This is a genomic window from uncultured Christiangramia sp., from assembly GCF_913046405.1.
GTDB lineage: Bacteria > Bacteroidota > Bacteroidia > Flavobacteriales > Flavobacteriaceae > Christiangramia > Christiangramia marina.
Window position 1 is genome coordinate 1 of record NZ_CAJWRQ010000071.1, and the last position, 16008, is coordinate 16008.

20 protein-coding genes are annotated in these 16008 nt (G+C 39.7%); 5 read left to right on the forward strand and 15 right to left on the reverse strand.

Going from position 1 to position 16008, the window contains the following annotated elements:
• The 13 genes from QZ620_RS10055 to QZ620_RS10115 form a co-directional block, all read right to left on the reverse strand.
• Positions 1-613, reverse strand: a 613-nt coding sequence (locus tag QZ620_RS10055; protein ID WP_295181242.1) for a TSUP family transporter, incomplete at its 3' end; no start/stop codon positions are given.
• A gap of 22 nt (positions 614-635) precedes the next feature.
• Positions 636-1802 (reverse strand): molybdopterin molybdotransferase MoeA, encoded by a 1167-nt coding sequence (locus QZ620_RS10060; RefSeq protein WP_295181244.1) that lies wholly within the window; start codon positions 1800-1802, stop codon positions 636-638.
• The gene (gene moaA, locus QZ620_RS10065; RefSeq protein WP_295181246.1) at positions 1802-2794 is read right to left on the reverse strand and encodes a GTP 3',8-cyclase MoaA; all 993 of its coding nucleotides are present in this window, start codon (positions 2792-2794) and stop codon (positions 1802-1804) included. The genes QZ620_RS10060 and moaA overlap by 1 nt, the downstream gene beginning before the upstream one ends.
• On the reverse strand, positions 2787-3683 hold the full coding sequence (moaCB, locus tag QZ620_RS10070) for a bifunctional molybdenum cofactor biosynthesis protein MoaC/MoaB (RefSeq protein WP_295181248.1): 897 nt from the start codon (positions 3681-3683) through the stop codon (positions 2787-2789). The genes moaA and moaCB overlap by 8 nt, the downstream gene beginning before the upstream one ends.
• Positions 3683-4126, reverse strand: a complete 444-nt coding sequence (locus tag QZ620_RS10075) for a molybdenum cofactor biosynthesis protein MoaE (protein WP_295181250.1) — start codon at positions 4124-4126, stop codon at positions 3683-3685. The genes moaCB and QZ620_RS10075 overlap by 1 nt, the downstream gene beginning before the upstream one ends.
• Positions 4119-5129, reverse strand: a complete 1011-nt coding sequence (locus tag QZ620_RS10080) for a HesA/MoeB/ThiF family protein (protein WP_295181252.1) — start codon at positions 5127-5129, stop codon at positions 4119-4121. The genes QZ620_RS10075 and QZ620_RS10080 overlap by 8 nt, the downstream gene beginning before the upstream one ends.
• Positions 5126-5362: a MoaD/ThiS family protein gene (locus QZ620_RS10085; RefSeq protein WP_141877447.1), complete on the reverse strand. Its 237-nt coding sequence runs from the start codon at positions 5360-5362 to the stop codon at positions 5126-5128. The genes QZ620_RS10080 and QZ620_RS10085 overlap by 4 nt, the downstream gene beginning before the upstream one ends.
• Positions 5352-5966, reverse strand: coding sequence for a nucleotidyltransferase family protein (locus QZ620_RS10090; RefSeq protein ID WP_295181254.1), 615 nt, complete (start codon positions 5964-5966; stop codon positions 5352-5354). Before QZ620_RS10090 ends, QZ620_RS10085 begins: the two co-directional genes overlap by 11 nt.
• A gap of 3 nt (positions 5967-5969) precedes the next feature.
• Positions 5970-7109 (reverse strand): XdhC family protein, encoded by a 1140-nt coding sequence (locus QZ620_RS10095; protein ID WP_295181256.1) that lies wholly within the window; start codon positions 7107-7109, stop codon positions 5970-5972.
• Positions 7106-8257, reverse strand: a complete 1152-nt coding sequence (locus QZ620_RS10100) for a cysteine desulfurase family protein (protein ID WP_295181257.1) — start codon at positions 8255-8257, stop codon at positions 7106-7108. Before QZ620_RS10100 ends, QZ620_RS10095 begins: the two co-directional genes overlap by 4 nt.
• 80 nt (positions 8258-8337) lie before the next feature.
• Positions 8338-8676, reverse strand: coding sequence for a winged helix-turn-helix domain-containing protein (locus QZ620_RS10105; protein ID WP_295181259.1), 339 nt, complete (start codon positions 8674-8676; stop codon positions 8338-8340).
• A gap of 5 nt (positions 8677-8681) precedes the next feature.
• Positions 8682-10946: a molybdopterin cofactor-binding domain-containing protein gene (locus tag QZ620_RS10110; RefSeq protein WP_295181261.1), complete on the reverse strand. Its 2265-nt coding sequence runs from the start codon at positions 10944-10946 to the stop codon at positions 8682-8684.
• A gap of 21 nt (positions 10947-10967) precedes the next feature.
• Entirely contained in the window at positions 10968-11432 is a 465-nt protein-coding gene (locus QZ620_RS10115) for a (2Fe-2S)-binding protein (RefSeq protein ID WP_295181262.1), read from the reverse strand.
• A 216-nt stretch (positions 11433-11648) separates the two neighbouring features.
• Between QZ620_RS10115 and QZ620_RS10120 the strand changes: the two genes are divergently transcribed.
• The gene (locus QZ620_RS10120) at positions 11649-12326 is read left to right on the forward strand and encodes a type 1 glutamine amidotransferase domain-containing protein (protein WP_295181264.1); all 678 of its coding nucleotides are present in this window, start codon (positions 11649-11651) and stop codon (positions 12324-12326) included.
• A gap of 51 nt (positions 12327-12377) precedes the next feature.
• Here the strand turns inward: QZ620_RS10120 and QZ620_RS10125 are convergent, their stop codons facing one another.
• Complete coding sequence (locus tag QZ620_RS10125; RefSeq protein WP_295181266.1) at positions 12378-12602, reverse strand: CDGSH iron-sulfur domain-containing protein; 225 nt, start codon at positions 12600-12602, stop codon at positions 12378-12380.
• Positions 12603-12996: 394 nt separating this feature from the next.
• On the opposite strand from QZ620_RS10125, the gene QZ620_RS10130 reads away from it, so the two are divergent.
• Entirely contained in the window at positions 12997-13539 is a 543-nt protein-coding gene (locus QZ620_RS10130; protein WP_295181268.1) for a hypothetical protein, read from the forward strand.
• A complete protein-coding gene (locus tag QZ620_RS10135; RefSeq protein ID WP_295181270.1) occupies positions 13536-13922 on the forward strand; it encodes a hypothetical protein in 387 nt (128 codons plus the stop codon). The genes QZ620_RS10130 and QZ620_RS10135 overlap by 4 nt, the downstream gene beginning before the upstream one ends.
• On the opposite strand, the gene QZ620_RS10140 is transcribed toward QZ620_RS10135, so the two are convergent.
• Complete coding sequence (locus QZ620_RS10140; RefSeq protein WP_295181272.1) at positions 13899-14606, reverse strand: arylesterase; 708 nt, start codon at positions 14604-14606, stop codon at positions 13899-13901. The genes QZ620_RS10135 and QZ620_RS10140 overlap by 24 nt on opposite strands.
• Before the next feature lie 52 nt (positions 14607-14658).
• Here QZ620_RS10140 and QZ620_RS10145 point away from each other — a divergent pair, with 52 nt between their 5' ends.
• Together QZ620_RS10145 and QZ620_RS10150 are read left to right on the forward strand one after the other, a co-directional pair.
• A complete protein-coding gene (locus tag QZ620_RS10145) occupies positions 14659-15342 on the forward strand; it encodes an ABC transporter ATP-binding protein (protein WP_295181274.1) in 684 nt (227 codons plus the stop codon).
• Between the two features lies 1 nt (position 15343).
• On the forward strand, positions 15344-16008 hold a 665-nt coding region (locus QZ620_RS10150), incomplete at its 3' end, for an ABC transporter permease (RefSeq protein ID WP_295181276.1).

The following is a 16008-nucleotide window of genomic DNA, read 5'->3' on the forward strand; positions in this document are numbered from 1 at the left end:
TTATTCCGCCAATAACAACAGCAATGATCAATTTAAATAAAAGATTTGTATCGAGTTTAAAAGTATCTGCCATATGAAGTCCCACTAAACCAGCAATACTATTTACCAGTATAAATACTGAAGCCAGAGAGGCGATAATGCGTGCATCCTTCCACCTCATTAGGTTGAGAACAGGCGAAAGAAAAATTCCACCACCAATTCCGGAAATACCTGATAATAATCCAATACCTCCACCTAAAATTGCCTTTTTAAAATTGGTGAATTCCGTAGTTACAAGCGGAGATTTCCAAAAGCGGAGACACATAAAAACTCCTGCCATTAGAAGTGCAAATCCTAAAATTATAAAGAAAATATCCTGTGATAATTTTATCTGCGCACCCAGGTAGGCAAGGGGAATACTGAGTACAAAAAATGGCCAGAGAATACGTGGTTTTAATACACCGTTCCTCGCAAAAACAAGGGTGCTAATAGAAACAACGCAAATATTCAACACCAAAGCGGTAGACCGAATTTCATAGAACTCGGCCATTACAAGGCTAAGTATAGCCAGGTAACTGGATCCTCCACCAAACCCTACCGAACTATAGAATAGCGCGATAAAGAAAAATAACATTGGCAGGTATTCCAGAGGCATGTCAGGAGATCAGAAATGTTTTAATTAATGATCCTTTTTCTATTTTTTCAAAGGCATCAACATATGCCAGGGCATTACCTTTTGCCATTGAACCTATCATGGAAGATCCCTGAGCGTTTAAAATTTCTACCGAGTTATTATCAATATTAGCTTTTAGAAAAACCGGACGGTCTCCTTTGTTCTCGAAATCTTTGGAAACTGGCAAATTAAGTTCTAGTAAACCTTTACCAGGAAGTCCGCTAAGCTTTTGTAAAAGCGGTAACACATAAATATAAAAGCAACTAAGAGAAGATGCGGGATTTCCTGGTAGCGCAAATACAAATTGATTTCCTTTCCTTCCAAAATATAATGGTTTTCCGGGTTTTTGCTTCACCTTATAGAATAGCTCTTCTACCCCGTTCTCCTCCAGCGCCTGCTTTACAAAATCGTAATCTCCCACGGAAATTCCACCTGAAAGAATCAATACTTCCGTATTTTCTAAAGCTTCCGAAATTCCAGTTTTGATCAATTCAAAATCATCCTCGATCTGTATGCTTGCGGAACTGGAAAATCCTTTGCTTTTAAATGCCGCTTCTATAGTACCACTGTTGGACTCGTAGATCTGCCCGGCTTGCAATGATTCTCCCGGGGCGACCAGTTCATTCCCAGTGGTGATCAACTGAATGATCGGTTTCTTAAATACTTTTATTTTATGGAGCCCAAGACTACCTAGCATCCCAATTCCTGCAGCGGTAATTTGATAAGACTTGCTAAAAACCAGCTCATCTTTATTTAGCTCTTCACCTTTTTTTCGAATGCACTGACCTTCTTCTGGTAACTCCTTAAGAATAAGTAAGTTCTCTTTTACCTCCGTTTTTTCCTGCATGATCACTGCGGAAGAGCCTTCCGGAACTTTTGCACCGGTAAAGATTCGAACAGCTTCACCTTTCTTCAGTATAAACTCCTTTGAATCACCTGCAGCGACTTCGCCAACAATTTTATATTCCTGCTGAAGTCCGCCCAAAGCATAACCATCCATAGCCGAATTATCAAAAACCGGCAGATCAAAACCTGCTTTTAAATCTTCAGCCAAAACTTTGTCCAGTGAATCCTTAAGGCTCACAACTTCAGAATCTAGTTGAACGCTCTGTGATCTAATAATTTCTAATGCCTCCTTAATTTCTACCATTATCCTCCTATTGAGATCATAGACCGGTTTTGTTCATAATGCTCTGCATCCATTTTTACATCCATCCCATCCCTGGAATGTTTCTTTGATTTGATGGCATTTAAGATAATCGGCGTTAGTTCTTCACCTGCCCGCATTGGACTAAGCAAATCGGTTTCAGAATTGGCGAACAGGCAGTTTTTCATTTTCCCATCGGCGGTAACTCTAATCCGGTTACATTCGCTGCAAAAAGGATTAGTGATGGTACTAACAATGGCAAAGCTTCCAGTATGACCAGCCACTTTAAAATTTGTACTGGTACTATGCTTAGGATTTTCGAGTACTTCAATTTCTCCAAATTTTTTCTGAACTGTATCCAGTATTTCCTGTTTACTCACTCCCTTACTCCAGTCCCATTCATTTCCCTTAAATGGCATGAATTCTATGAATTTCACCACTAGATTCTTATGCTTTGTAAGTGCAATAAAATCATTGATCTCGGCATCATTTACTCCTTTTATCAGCACGATGTTAAGTTTGATATGCATACCCATCTCAAGTGCCTTCTCTAAATTAACCATTATCCGGTCATAAAAATCCCGCTTGGTAATAAAAATAGACCTTGCTTTATCCAGAGTATCAAGGCTGAAATTGATCTTTTTTAAACCTATTTTTTGAAAGAGATCGAGGTATTTATCCAGTACAATACCATTTGTAGTAATCTTTAAAGTCACTCCCAATTTGGAAAGTTCCTCCACGAGATAACCAAAATTCTTACGAACCAGAGGTTCACCTCCCGTAAGCCGAATAGTATCCACTCCAAGGTCTCTAAAGCTGGTTGCCAGACTAATGATCTCTTCCAGGGTCATAATACTGGGTTTGTCCATTAGCTGAATTCCATCTTCAGGCATACAATAAAAACATCTCAAGTTGCAACGATCTGTAAGAGAGATCCTCAAATAGGTATGTGGTCTTCCAAAATTATCTACGATCTGCTTTCTTTCTTCAATCATGTCTCTTTCCTTCTAAAACTTTAAACGCATGCAACACATGCGGAAATATGGCGTCCATGCATTCTGCAGCGCCTTTGATGGAACCTGGAAATGCAAGTACAAGCTTTCCGTTCATCACCCCTGCTACAGATCTTGACAGCATAGCAAAGGGCATACGTTGTTGTCCATAACTTCTAATTTGCTCTTCTACACCGGGTAGATTTTTGTCCAGCATCTTACTAATTACCCCGGGAGTATTATCTCGATCGCTTACACCAGTTCCACCTGTAAAAATTACCAGGTTTCCTTCGGCATTTTCCAAAGCTGTTTTAATTTCTGAAGGTTCATCTGCAATGATCGATTTTGTGCCAGGAATATCCAGATCCTTCAATTTAGAAAGGATTATTTCTCCAGCCTTATCCTCGCCATTCCCTTTCGAAATAGTATCGGAACATACGATAATGCTTGCAGTAATCCCTTCAGAATTAATTTTAAAGGAAGATTTACCGCCTTTTTTTTGCTGGAGTTTTATACTGCCAATCTCCACCTGTTTATCGATGGGTTTCAGCATATCGTATAAGGTTAGAGCGACGATACTGGCACCATGCATAGCTTCAACCTCAACCCCGGTCTTGTAGATCGTTTTCACTTCTACAGAAATATGAATCTCAAGATTCTTTATCTCGTAATTAATACCGGTATATTCGATCGGCAATGGATGACAATCTGGAAGCAGATCTGGAGTTTTCTTCACCCCTAAAAGTCCGGCAGCTTTAGCCATTTCGAAAACATTTCCCTTAGGAACCATATTATTCTGAATGGCCTTAATGGTCTCTTCCGAAGAAGTTTTTACAACCGCCACTGCCGTTGCTTCTCTCAGCGTGTTTATTTTGTGTGTGATGTCTACCATTATTTATTTACTTTCCATTGGTGAGAATCGTCCTCAAAAAGTTCTTTTCCAAAAATGGGTGCTTTCGCTTTAATCTCTTCCACGAAAAAATTACATGCCTCTATTGCTATTTTACGATGTGCCGAAGATGTGAACACGAACAAACAGATCTCGCCGGCATTCACCCTACCCATACTATGATAAATATGTGCGCAGGTAATATCGAATTTCGAGAACGCGCTTTCCCTTATTTCGTGAAAAACCTGTTCTGCCATTTCTTCATAGGCACTGTATTCTATAGCCTGAACAATTTTTGCATCTACTTCATCTGCACGAATCTGACCAAGAAAGATACTATGTGCACCAATATTGGTCTTGGACTGATGATTTGCGATGGATTTCGCGATCTTTTCTGGAGGAATTGCTCCCTCTACAAATACCTTTTTAGGTTTTTTCTTATCCATTTATGATTGTTTGAACTCCACCGGAAACATTTTTAAGATTCCCAAAATGAAATTTATTTTCTAATAACTCCTTTGCTCGCAGACTTCTAATTCCTGACTGGCAAAAGACCTGTATTTCTTTATTCTTCGGAATTTCTTCCACCCGCTTTTCCAATTGCTGAAGCGGAATTCTTAGTACATTTTTCGATTCGATCAACGGCTCTTCATGCAATTCTCGAACATCCAGGTAAAATTGATCTGTATCTTTTAAAGTACAGTTGGTTACCATACTTTGTATACCTTTTTCCAGTATCATTGCGATCTGCTCCGGTCGTTTTTTTATCTCAATATGCTGATCCTGTTGAAACATCAAATTCTGAATTTTTAGTTTTCCAGATAAAACTGTTCCTATTCCAAGAATGATTTTTACAGCTTCCATTGCCTGGTACATTCCGAAAATTCCAGGTAACATTCCAAGGGTTCCCGTAATTTCGCAACTTATATTCTCACGCGCTATCTTCGGAAAAAGACATCGATAACTTGGTCCACCTTTGTAGTTAAAAACAGAACACTGACCTTCATGTTTATAAACCGAAGCATAGATCCAGGTTTTGTCTTCCAGTAAGCAGGCATCGTTGATCAGATACTTAGTTTCAAAATTATCGGTCCCATCAATGATCAGGTCGTAATTGGCGATTAGTTGGCGGGCATTAGAAATAGTCAGCCTTTCATCGCAGATCTCCAGGCAAACTTCTGAATTCAATGCCCGTAATTTTTCAGCTGCAACTTCTACTTTTTTCCTATCGATATCACCTTCAGCAAACAATGTCTGCCTGTGCAGATTTGTAACAGACACGCTGTCGTGATCAAGCAAGCCAAGTCTGCCAATCCCGGCTCCTGCAAGATACGTGGCGGCGGGACAGCCAAGGCCGCCCATTCCAATAATTAAAATACTGGCATTCCTGAGATTCTCCTGTCCGGAAACCCCAATATCATCTAAAGTTATTTGCCTGTCGTATCTCATCCTCCGGCGAAAGGAGGCAGAAATGCGATTTCATCTCCTTCTTTTAAAGTTTTATTTTCATCAAGTTGCTGATTCACTGCTACCTGAATTGTTTCAGAATCGTCAAATTTATATTCCTCGAATACTATTCTTTTGAGTTCTGCTAGTGTATCGGCACTTTCCAATTCTTTATATTCTTCCTGTAAGCCTGCCGTTTCAGCGAGTTTTCCGAAGTATTTAAGTTTAAGCTTCATGCTCTAATTTTTTTAAAAATTGCAAATCCTTCTCTGTATCAATATCCACAATACCTTTTTCGAATGGCAGCAATTGGTAATTCGTAAGTCCGTTTTTAATCAAATCTCTCGCACCACGATCACCTTCGATCCTCATCAGGTCCGGGAAAATTTCACTGGAAAATATAGCTGGGACACCCGGAATTTCCTGGTATTGTGAAAAAGTTGCCAGACAATTTGCCGTTAAGTGTTTATCTATAAGTTCCTGTAAAACCAACTCACTTATAAATGGCTGATCTGATAGTAATACGAGGACATGCTTAATAGTAGGATGCCAATTTCGAATTTCTTCCAATCCCTTTTTTAGGCTTGTGGACATGCCTTCCTGCCAGTTTTTATTGATTAAAAGTTTGTGATTTTTAAGATCAACCTCGTTTAAAATTTTTTCCTCATTTGCGCCAAGAACAATTATTTTTTCTGAAAGATCTAAAGCTTCAGAAACATCGATACTATGCTGTAGTAGTGTTTTATTTTTGAATTTCACCAATTGTTTTGGCTTTCCCAATCGTTTACTAGAACCTGCGGCGAGAATTAGAACGGCAATATTTGATTTTTCCCCGTTCATATCTTAAATACTCGGTATTTCTGAAGTTCTTCTTTCGTGAATTGGAGCATTTTTAAATTTCAAGGATTTAGCGCTGGAATCGGTTAGTTTTGCCTGAATTTCTGCCAGAATGGACAAACCGATCTCAGCTGGCGTTTCAGCTCCCAGTTCCAGGCCTATTGGTGCATGAATTCGATCATCATCCAAACTGGAAACTTCAATCCCTGCGTGATCCAGATCATCCTTCATACGTTCCCATTTTTTAAGCGGGCCAAGAATACCTATATAAGGAACTTCTGTTTTTTTAAGCAATAATTGAAGTACTGCCAGATCATAATGGTAATTATGACTCATCAATGCAAAACAGGTTCTTTCATCTATCTCAATCTTTTCCAAAGTATTTTCCGGTCTGGTCACGATCACCTGGCAACCTGAAGAAAATCGGTTTGTATTCGCATGAGTTGGCCTTCCATCTGCAATGATGATTTTCCATCCCAGAAGTTCTGCCTGGCTGGCCAGGATCATTGCATCATTCCCCGCACCAACCAGAACCAGCTTGATCGGTGGTTCGTAAAACTGGATATAGTTCATACAGCTGTTGCCGTTTCTCTCCAACTTTAAAAAATCAGATCGCTTTTTCTGAATAACTTCTGAAGCTTCAAATAAAATTACCTGTTCTATTTCAGCTGAAGCGAATATTTTATCTTCAGAATAGATCAAAGCAACCGTACCAGGTTGCAAATTGGTTTCTTTTAGATCGAATTCAATCAAAATTGAAGCCTTTTCCCCAGTTTTTGAGGCAGTTTGAAGCAATTCACAGGCATTTCGCTCATTTTCAAAATCGATCGCTTCAAACAACACTTTAATGATCCCGTTGCATCCTAATTGTGCGCCAATAACTGCATCATTTTCATCGCTTGTATCATAAGTAACCAGTTTATTCTTTTGCTGATGCATAGCATGCAGAGCTTTTCGAAGTGCATCGCCTTCCAGACATCCACCACTAATCGCCCCGGTGAGATTGCCGAATTCATCTACTAACATTCTCGCACCTGCCCTTCTATAAGAAGAACCTTGCACGTGAACCACCGTCGCCAGAACACACGAAATTTGTGCATGTTTCAGTTTGTTATATTCTGCTACAATCGCATCAATCTCTCTCATACCAGGCTGGTTTTTCTAATACTATTGATCGCAGTTTGAATATTTTCGAATGCCAGGTTCAGATTTTGCTGCGTTGTAGTTCTACCCAGACTTACACGATAGGTAGCCAGCGCCAGTTTTTCTTCGAATCCCATAGCAGTCAGCACATGCGAAGCATCTATTATATTGGAAGTACAGGCTGAACCTCTAGAGATCACAATCCTGTTCATTCTTCGATAAAGTGCATCTCCATCCACATTGTGAACACTAAAACTTATGGTATTCGGAAGTCGGTCCTGATCTTTTGCAGTTATTTGAACATCCTCTAAAGCCTGCAGCTGCCTTTCAAAATTAGTACGTAGTAATAGCAATTCTTCTGAAGTTTTCTGCAACTCATTTTTTGCAATTTCCGCAGCAAAACCAAATCCAACCATTGCCGGAACGTTTACAGTTCCCGGTCTCATACCATTTTCCTGATTTCCTCCGTACATATACCTTTCTAAGTCGATCTTTGAGGAACTATATAAAGCGCCTGCTCCTTTAGGTCCATAAATCTTATGAGACGAAAAAATTGCGAGATCTATTCCCATAGCCTTTATATCAACATCGATTTTACCAACTGCCTGGGTAATATCGCTCATGACCACGCTAGCATTCTGATGCGCTAACTCTGAAATTTTGGTGATATCCTGAATGACGCCAGTTTCATTATTAGCCAGCATCATCACTACCATGCTCGTATCTGGACGCAACAAACTTTGAAACTGTTCCAAATCTACTATTCCGTCGCAATTGACCTCTACATAGCTAATTTCATAACCATCTTTTTCTAAGGCATTTAAGGTTTCCAGAATAGCTTTATGCTCGGTTTTACAACTAATTATATGCTGTCCTTTATTCCTGTTTTCTTTTGCAAACCCAAGCAACGCAAGATTGGCTGCTTCTGTAGCTCCTGAAGTAAAAGTAATTTCTGAAGTATTGGCATTGATCAAATCTGCAACCTGCTTTCTTGCTTGCTCCAATGCCTCACTGGCATCCCAGCCAAATGCATGATCACTATGAGGATTTGCAAAATTTTGAGTAAAATATGGCAGCATCTCATCCAACACCTGTTCATGAACCGGGGTTGTGGCATTGTAATCAAGGTATATTTTTTCGGATTTTATCAAATGCTTTAAGCGTTATGTATTTAAATATATATCGGACTTTAAAACTATGAAAGAAGGCTTTAAATTTCTCAGTTTTAGTTTTAATTTAAGATTTTAAGTAGCTGCTTCTCTTCTTTAGTAACTTCTTGCAGTTTTTTCTGAAGTTTATTGTAGGCTTCCATTACTTCTTGAGCATGAATAGTAACTTCTGCACCACCACCAGTCTTGCCTCCTTTTCTTAATATCACCAAAGGTTCTTCGGAATGCTTATTTAACTGCTGAACAATATCCCAGGCTTTGCGATATGACAACTGCATTTTCTCAGCTGCTTTGGATAAACTCCCTTCAGCTTTAATATTCCGAAGTAATTCATGTGGACCGGGACCATAGAGTTTATCTCCATTAGTCTCGATCCAGCATTTCACCTTGATACTTTTCATATACTTCAGGTCTTAAGATCGCCCTGCAAACCGGTGATAAACGGTTGCTTATAAAACCTTTTTCCGGTCGCCTTGTATAGGGCATTCGCCAATGCTCCCTGAACAGGCGGGAATGGTGGCTCTCCCAAACCTGTTGGATCAATCCCATTCTCTACAAAATGAACATCAATCCTTTTGGGAGCTTCTTTATGTCTAATGAGTCGGTAGCCATCGAAATTGCTTTGCTGCGGAACTCCTTCAGCAAAGGTCATTTCGCTGAATAGAGCATGACCAATTCCATCGATCGTACCACCTTCCACCATATTCTTAGCAGCTTCAGGATTTACCACGATTCCGCAGTCAACGGCGCAGGTCACTTTATCTATAAGAGGCTGATTATTCTCAACGGTCATATCAAGGATCTGGGCGACATAAGAATTATGACAATAATAGGCCGAAACCCCTCTGGCCATCGTCGAATTAGAATTCCAGCCTGATTTATCCCTTGCCAGTTTTAATACCCCCGCATATCTCTCAGGATCGTAATCATTGTTTTCGCCTACTGGCTTATTTTTCGCTTTTTCCAGCATTTCTAATCTGAATTCTATAGGATCCTTGCCCATTTCTTCAGCAAGTTCATCGAGGAAAGATTGCTCGGCTCCAGCAATAAAGTTCGACCTTGGAGCTCTAAAAGCTCCTACGGAAATATTGGATTCTACCACCCAGCTTTCTGCCAGGTAATTATCAATAGCTCCTGCCGGGAATCTATTGGCGAAAAGCGGACTCTCAGGAATCCCTCCTGCATTCACATGGAAAGCAGTTAATTGATTATTAGCATCTAATGCTGCCTTATATGTTACGTGATAAGCCGGCCGGTATACACCATTGGTCATGTCATCCTCACGTGTATACACTAGTTTGATAGGTGCACCTACCTTCTCTGAAATTACCGCTGCTTCCACCAGAAAATGACCGTAAAGTCTTCTTCCAAAGCCTCCGCCCATTCGCGTCATCTGAATATCAATATTCTCAAGATCCAACCCAAGACGCTTTTGTACGCTTTTTTCAGCATATTCCGGAGTTTGTATAGGACCAATTAATTCTGCTTTCCCATTGGAAACATTAGCGAAAAAATTCATTGGTTCCATACAATTATGCGCCAGGAACGGGCAGGTATATGACCTCTCGATCACTCTCGCTGCATTCTTAAATGCTTTTTCAGGATCTCCATCTTTTCTTACAACTTCAGCATTTTTACTGCCTGCTTCTGCCATCAAGGAGTTATGTATATCGCTACTTTCGAGTCCGCTTGCATCCTGCATGCCAGCCGACTTCTCCAGAATTTCAATTTCTTTAGTAAGTTCAGGGTTAAGATCCCATTCCACCTCCAGTTCTTTTCTTGCCTGCATTACCTGCCATGTGGTCTCGCCAACGATAACAACGAGTTTTGAAAACGATCCAACATCACTCCACTCCTTTTCCATATCCTCAGGATAGGTATCGATGGTAAAAATATTAGTAATACCGGGCAGGCCTTTGGCCTTTTCAGCATTCATATTTTTAAATTCCATTCCAAAGGCGGGTGGCTGCATTACCATTGCGATTAGCATTCCATCTCTATGGGTGTCCAGTCCATATAATGGTTGCCCGGTTACGATCTTTCTGGCATCTACGTTTCTTCTGGATGTACCAATAATCCTGAAATCTGTATTTTCCTTTAAGTTTACTTCCTCTGGAACTTCAATAGCGGCTGCCGATTTTGCAATATCTCCAAAACCGATCTTCTGTCCGGATTTGGCATGCTCGATGATACCATTATTTACCGTAATTTCCTCCTGAGGTACATCCCACTGTTTTGCAGCTGCTGCAACCAGCATATATCTTGCAGTAGCACCAGCTGTTCTTAAAGATTGCCAGCCCTGTCTAATAGATTGACTTCCACCTGCAAGTTGTCTTGTAAAAATTTCAGTATTAAGCGGAGCCTGCTCTACTATTACGTTATTCCAGTCTACATCGAGTTCCTCTGCCACGATCATAGGCATGGAAGTCTTTACATTCTGACCAATTTCAGGGTTTGGTGAATAGATGGTAACTATACCATTATCTCCAATTTTAAGATAGCCGTTCAACTCGAACCACTCATCTGGCATTTGCATCGCCAGTTCTTCACTACCTTCTTCCGCCGGGCCTTTGCAAGCCATCCAGTTAAAGCCAATTATTAGTCCGCCACTAGCGATAGAAACACTCTTTATAAAGGATCTACGTCCAAATGTTGTTTTTACTTTACTCATCTTAATCTTCTTTGACTATAATTAAACTTCCTGAGAATTGGATGCGGTTTTGATGGCTGCTTTGATACGGGTATAGGTTCCACATCTACAAATATTCCCATTCATAGCGTTCTCTATCTCAGAATCTGTAGGATTTGGACTCCGTTTTAGCAGTGCAGTTGCAGACATGATCTGGCCAGCCTGGCAGTATCCACACTGCGGAACATCGTGTTCCAGCCAGGCTTTCTGCACGGGATGATCTCCGTTTTCAGAAAGACCTTCGATTGTAGTGATCTTATTCCCTGCGGCAGAAGATGCCGGCAATTGACAGGATCTTACAGCATTGCCGTTAAAATGTACAGTACAAGCGCCACATTGAGAGATTCCACACCCAAACTTGGTACCTACCAAATTTAAATGATCCCTTAAAACCCATAGCAACGGAGTATTGGGATCTATGTCGAAAGAGTGTTCTTTATCATTGATGTTGAGGGTTATTGCCGCCATATCTTAAATTTTCCTAAAAATTACGTAATTATTCCAAGCGAAACCAGCCTTACTATCATTTAGCTAGCTATTTCCTATAAATAACTAACAAGATTTTAACCTGTCTAATTGATTTATATCAACTTTAAACACCAGCTACATCCCTAAATTTGTCCTAATTAATTCTCTGACTGAACATTAAGTTGGAACTTGAGAATAAACCAAAAAAATAATATTATGAAAGTTTTATTTGTACTTACATCACACGATAAATTAGGAGATACTGGAAACAAAACTGGTTTCTGGATCGAAGAATTCGCTAATCCATATTATAGCCTGTTAGACAAAGGTGTTGAAATTACTGTTGCAACTCCTGAAGGTGGAAAGGCACCTATTGATCCTACCAGTGATTCTGAAGATAATCAAACGGAAGATACCAAACGATTTAAAGACGATGAAGCTGCACAGAAAGTGATCAATAATACGCATAAGCTTTCTGAAGTGAAAGAAGAAGATTTCGATGGTGTATTTTATCCAGGAGGACATGGACCACTTTGGGATCTATCTAAAGATGAAAAATCTATTAAGCTAATTGAAAGCTTTAATGAAGCTGGAAAACCAATCGCATTTGTATGCCATGCACCTGCAGCTTTGAAAAATGTAAAAACTAAGGATGGAAACGCTTTTGTAAAAGGTAAAAAAGTAACCGGATTTACAAATTCTGAAGAGGAAGCGGTTCAGTTAACCGATGTTGTACCATTCTTAGTGGAAGATATGCTTAAGGAAAATGGAGGAATCTATTCCAAGGAAGCTGACTGGAATGAATATGCTGTAACAGACGGTAATTTGATCACAGGACAAAATCCGCAATCTTCAGGAGCAGTTGCTTCCAGATTATATGATATGTTGAAATAAGAATTTAGTTTTAAAATTTAAGAAAGCCTCTGACAGATCAGAGGCTTTTTTTTATTTCTTTTTTGGAGGTAAGTCAAAAGCTATTGCTTCGTGTTCGAAATGATTTCTATGAGCTCCGTCACAGAATGGCTTATTGTTGGATAACCCACATCTACATACTGAAACCAGGTCTCTTCCACCCAGATCATACACATTCCCATTCTTATCTACGATCTCAAAATCTCCTTCTACTTTAAGAGATCCGTTACTATTCACTGTTAGTTTTGTTTTCGCCATAATTTCTATAAGTTGAAGTACGAAGATAATTCAAAGCAGGTTTAGACTCTTTCTATTTAGGGGCCTTCTTTTAAAAACTGTACAAAAGAAAAAAGCTTCAGAGAAGAAGCTTCTTTCTAAAGTGAACATTATTAAAACAGATCTATAAACAACCTTAGATTTATAAAAAGCACCAGTTCAAATTCATTTTAAAATGATAGAATTAATAGCGGCCAGAACGTTTATACCATTAAAAATCAAATAATTAATAGATCTGCACTAAAAATAGCGATTAATTTATACTTAATATAAGTGAACATTTGTTAAATATAAAGTTCGCTTTTACTTTCCCATTATCCTTAAGATTTCAGTTAGTACTCGAAAGGTTTTTAAATTATTTCAGACTTAGGTATCAATGAAAATTTTACCCCAATTGATTTTCCTATTATTCCACACACTTTTTATTGGAATCGCAGTGTACGAGAGTCAGGAGCAGCTTTCTCAGCTTATACCGCTAACGCTGATCACCTCGTTGCTTCTATACTTTTATCTTCACAATTTTTCGAAAAGTAAGGCACCAGCAGAAAAAGATATACAAATATCAACCATCATATTTGCTATTTTAGGTGGAATTACAACCTTTTTCCTACAGGATCGACTTGAACTTACAGCGGTGCTTTCTGCCGGAACCATTGGCCTTTTCGGCGGAATTTTACCTAAGATCATTAATAAGCCTTTAGCTAGGATCGCTTCGCTAGCCATATATTGTGGTGCTTTTGTTGGAATGACTCCTCCGGTTTTGGCAGGAAATTATCTATTTATAATACTAGCTTCATTTTCCGCTGGTACTATACTCATACTTGCACGTAAGAGTTTTAATGGTTATGCCGGAAAACTTGGTAGTATCGCTTTTGCTGGCGTAAGTCTGGTTAGCCTTTTAAGCTACGTGCTATTATGATGAATTTCTTACTCATATTAACCTGTAGTGTACTTTCAGGTCAGCTCACTTATACCTTAAACAATTGTTTAAATCTTGGTGCTGTCATTGCTTCTTCTCTGGTGAGCATTTCAGGAGGATTATTGATCTACACTCCAGTATCGGAAGTTCTGCAAGAAACTTTACCTCTGGTAATTATGGGTGCAAGCTTTGTTGGAATGGCTTCGGAAGAGATCGCGGCCAGAAACCGCATAATTATCCTATCCTCTATTTTCTTCGGAATTCTATTTTATTGTACCGGAGTTTTCTTTGTAGGTTTTGGTGGAAGTTTAGGAACCACTGCTGCGATCGCATTTTTTGCCAGCCTGGGGTTTCAGCAATTAGTTTTTAAGAAGGGATTCTAAAGTTTCCCAGATATTGTCCACAAGAATTGGCTGAGCTTCAGCAGTTGGATGAATACCATCCTGTTGATTGAGTTCCGGATCGCCGGCGACACCATCCAGTATAAATGGAATTAAGTAAATGTTCTCTTTTTCGGCAAGCTCTGGAAATAACTCTCTGAATTCTGTAGTATAATCTGCTCCAAGATTTGGTGGGATCTGCATCCCAGCAAGAATAATCTTAGTTTCTGAATTTTTCTCCTGAACATAATCTACGATCTTATTAAGATTGGACCTGGTTTCAGCTAAAGGAACACCGCGTAATCCATCATTCGCACCAAGCTCCAGAACAAAAATTTCCACATTTTGCTTTAGCACCCAATCGATCCGGTTGAGTCCTCCGGCAGTCGTCTCTCCACTAAGCCCGGCATTGATCACCGTGTAATCATACCCAAGAGAATCCAGTCGCTGCTGAATTAGATTCGGGAAAGCTTCATCTGTCTCAAGACCGTAGCCTGCAGTAATGCTATCTCCAAAAAAGAGGATGGTTTTAGAATTTTCTTCTTCTGAATTATTCTCAGATTCTTCAGTAGCAGATTTCTCTTCAGCTGCAACCGATTTTTTTTCATTTCCGCAGGATAGATTCAGCAGTAAAACTAAACTAAGCGCAAAGATTTGAAAGCTTCGAAAGATAGGTGCAGTATTCATAAAATCATTTCTTATTTTGTTGGCCCGAGTAAAGAAAATTAAAAGAACTAAGATGGCAAAAATTTTAAGGGTTGAAAATCTCAGCAAAACCTATCAAAATGGTAATAAAAAGCTGGTCATCCTGGACAATATCAATTTTGATATTGAAGAAGGAGAAACTTTTGCTATCGTTGGCCCTTCAGGTAGTGGGAAAACAACTTTACTTAGCCTGAGTGCAGGACTTGATCGAAGTGATGAAGGCACTGTAGAACTCTGCGGCGAAAATCTAAGTCTACTTGATGAAGATGGTCGCGCTGCATTACGGAACAGTCACGTAGGATTTGTATTTCAAAACTTTCAGCTCATTCCTACCCTTACCGCTCTTGAAAATGTTGCTGTTCCTTTGGAACTTCGGGGAGATTCGAGTGCAGAAACTGAAGCTACAGCCCTTCTGGAGAAAGTTGGTTTGAAAGATAGAATGCATCATTACCCAACACAATTGTCTGGAGGAGAACAGCAGAGAGTTGCTCTAGCTAGAGCATTTTGCAATAAACCCAGGATACTTTTTGCAGATGAGCCTACTGGAAACCTGGATGAAGCTACAGGCCAAAATGTGATCGATCTGCTTTTAACATTGAACAAGGATCTAGGGACAACCCTGGTAATAGTTACTCATGACATGGAACTGGCTCAAAAAACGCAGCGAATTCTTAAACTTCGCGGAGGAAAAGTTCAGGAATTACAAATCCAGGAGTAATATGAGTTCAAAAAGATCAAGCGCCGGTTTCCCATGGTTAATGAAGATGGCCTTGAGGGATGGGAAAGCTAGCAGTCGAAAATTGTTTTTATTTATCGCATCGATCGTACTTGGAATTGCTGCAGTAGTTTCTATACAGTCTTTTAGCGCCAATCTCAAATGTAACATCTCTTTACAATCGAAGTCCCTGATGGGTGCCGATTATATTATTGACAGTGATAAACTTCCTACGGAAAAAGTTTACGGCATTATTGATTCTCTTGGAGGCGCAGAAGCAAGAGAGATTAGCTTCGCGTCCATGGCTTCATTTCCTGAAAAAAATGGAACAAAACTGATGCAGGTTCGAGGAATAGAAGGCGGTTTTCCTTTTTATGGAGAAATAGAAACTACACCTGCCCACGCAGCTAAAAATTTTAAAGAATTTGATGTTGCTCTGGTAGATGCAACGGTCATGCTTCAGTTGGGACTTAAAGTGGGCGATGTTGTAAAAATTGGGAATACAAGTTTGGAAATTGGCGGAGCCTTGAACAATGTTCCCGGAAGTTCCAGCGTTTTTAGTTCTATAGCTCCTCCTCTACTGGTGCCCTTTTCTGCCATAGAGAAATCGGGTCTGGTTCAAACCGGTAGCCGCATTGATTACAGGTATTACTTTACCGCTCCGGAAAA

Excerpts from the sequence above, each read along its gene's own strand:
- QZ620_RS10060 (WP_295181244.1), bottom strand. The coding sequence starts at position 1,802 with ATGGTAGAAATTAAGGAGGCATTAGAAATTATTAGATCACAGAGCGTT.
- moaA (WP_295181246.1), bottom strand. The coding sequence starts at position 2,794 with ATGATTGAAGAAAGAAAGCAGATCGTAGATAATTTTGGAAGACCACAT.
- moaCB (WP_295181248.1), bottom strand. The coding sequence starts at position 3,683 with ATGGTAGACATCACACACAAAATAAACACGCTGAGAGAAGCAACGGCA.
- QZ620_RS10075 (WP_295181250.1), bottom strand. The coding sequence starts at position 4,126 with ATGGATAAGAAAAAACCTAAAAAGGTATTTGTAGAGGGAGCAATTCCT.
- QZ620_RS10080 (WP_295181252.1), bottom strand. The coding sequence starts at position 5,129 with ATGAGATACGACAGGCAAATAACTTTAGATGATATTGGGGTTTCCGGA.
- QZ620_RS10085 (WP_141877447.1), bottom strand. The coding sequence starts at position 5,362 with ATGAAGCTTAAACTTAAATACTTCGGAAAACTCGCTGAAACGGCAGGC.
- QZ620_RS10090 (WP_295181254.1), bottom strand. The coding sequence starts at position 5,966 with ATGAACGGGGAAAAATCAAATATTGCCGTTCTAATTCTCGCCGCAGGT.
- QZ620_RS10095 (WP_295181256.1), bottom strand. The coding sequence starts at position 7,109 with ATGAGAGAGATTGATGCGATTGTAGCAGAATATAACAAACTGAAACAT.
- QZ620_RS10105 (WP_295181259.1), bottom strand. The coding sequence starts at position 8,676 with ATGAAAAGTATCAAGGTGAAATGCTGGATCGAGACTAATGGAGATAAA.
- QZ620_RS10110 (WP_295181261.1), bottom strand. The coding sequence starts at position 10,946 with ATGAGTAAAGTAAAAACAACATTTGGACGTAGATCCTTTATAAAGAGT.
- QZ620_RS10115 (WP_295181262.1), bottom strand. The coding sequence starts at position 11,432 with ATGGCGGCAATAACCCTCAACATCAATGATAAAGAACACTCTTTCGAC.
- QZ620_RS10120 (WP_295181264.1), top strand. The coding sequence starts at position 11,649 with ATGAAAGTTTTATTTGTACTTACATCACACGATAAATTAGGAGATACT.
- QZ620_RS10125 (WP_295181266.1), bottom strand. The coding sequence starts at position 12,602 with ATGGCGAAAACAAAACTAACAGTGAATAGTAACGGATCTCTTAAAGTA.
- QZ620_RS10130 (WP_295181268.1), top strand. The coding sequence starts at position 12,997 with ATGAAAATTTTACCCCAATTGATTTTCCTATTATTCCACACACTTTTT.
- QZ620_RS10135 (WP_295181270.1), top strand. The coding sequence starts at position 13,536 with ATGATGAATTTCTTACTCATATTAACCTGTAGTGTACTTTCAGGTCAG.
- QZ620_RS10140 (WP_295181272.1), bottom strand. The coding sequence starts at position 14,606 with ATGAATACTGCACCTATCTTTCGAAGCTTTCAAATCTTTGCGCTTAGT.
- QZ620_RS10145 (WP_295181274.1), top strand. The coding sequence starts at position 14,659 with ATGGCAAAAATTTTAAGGGTTGAAAATCTCAGCAAAACCTATCAAAAT.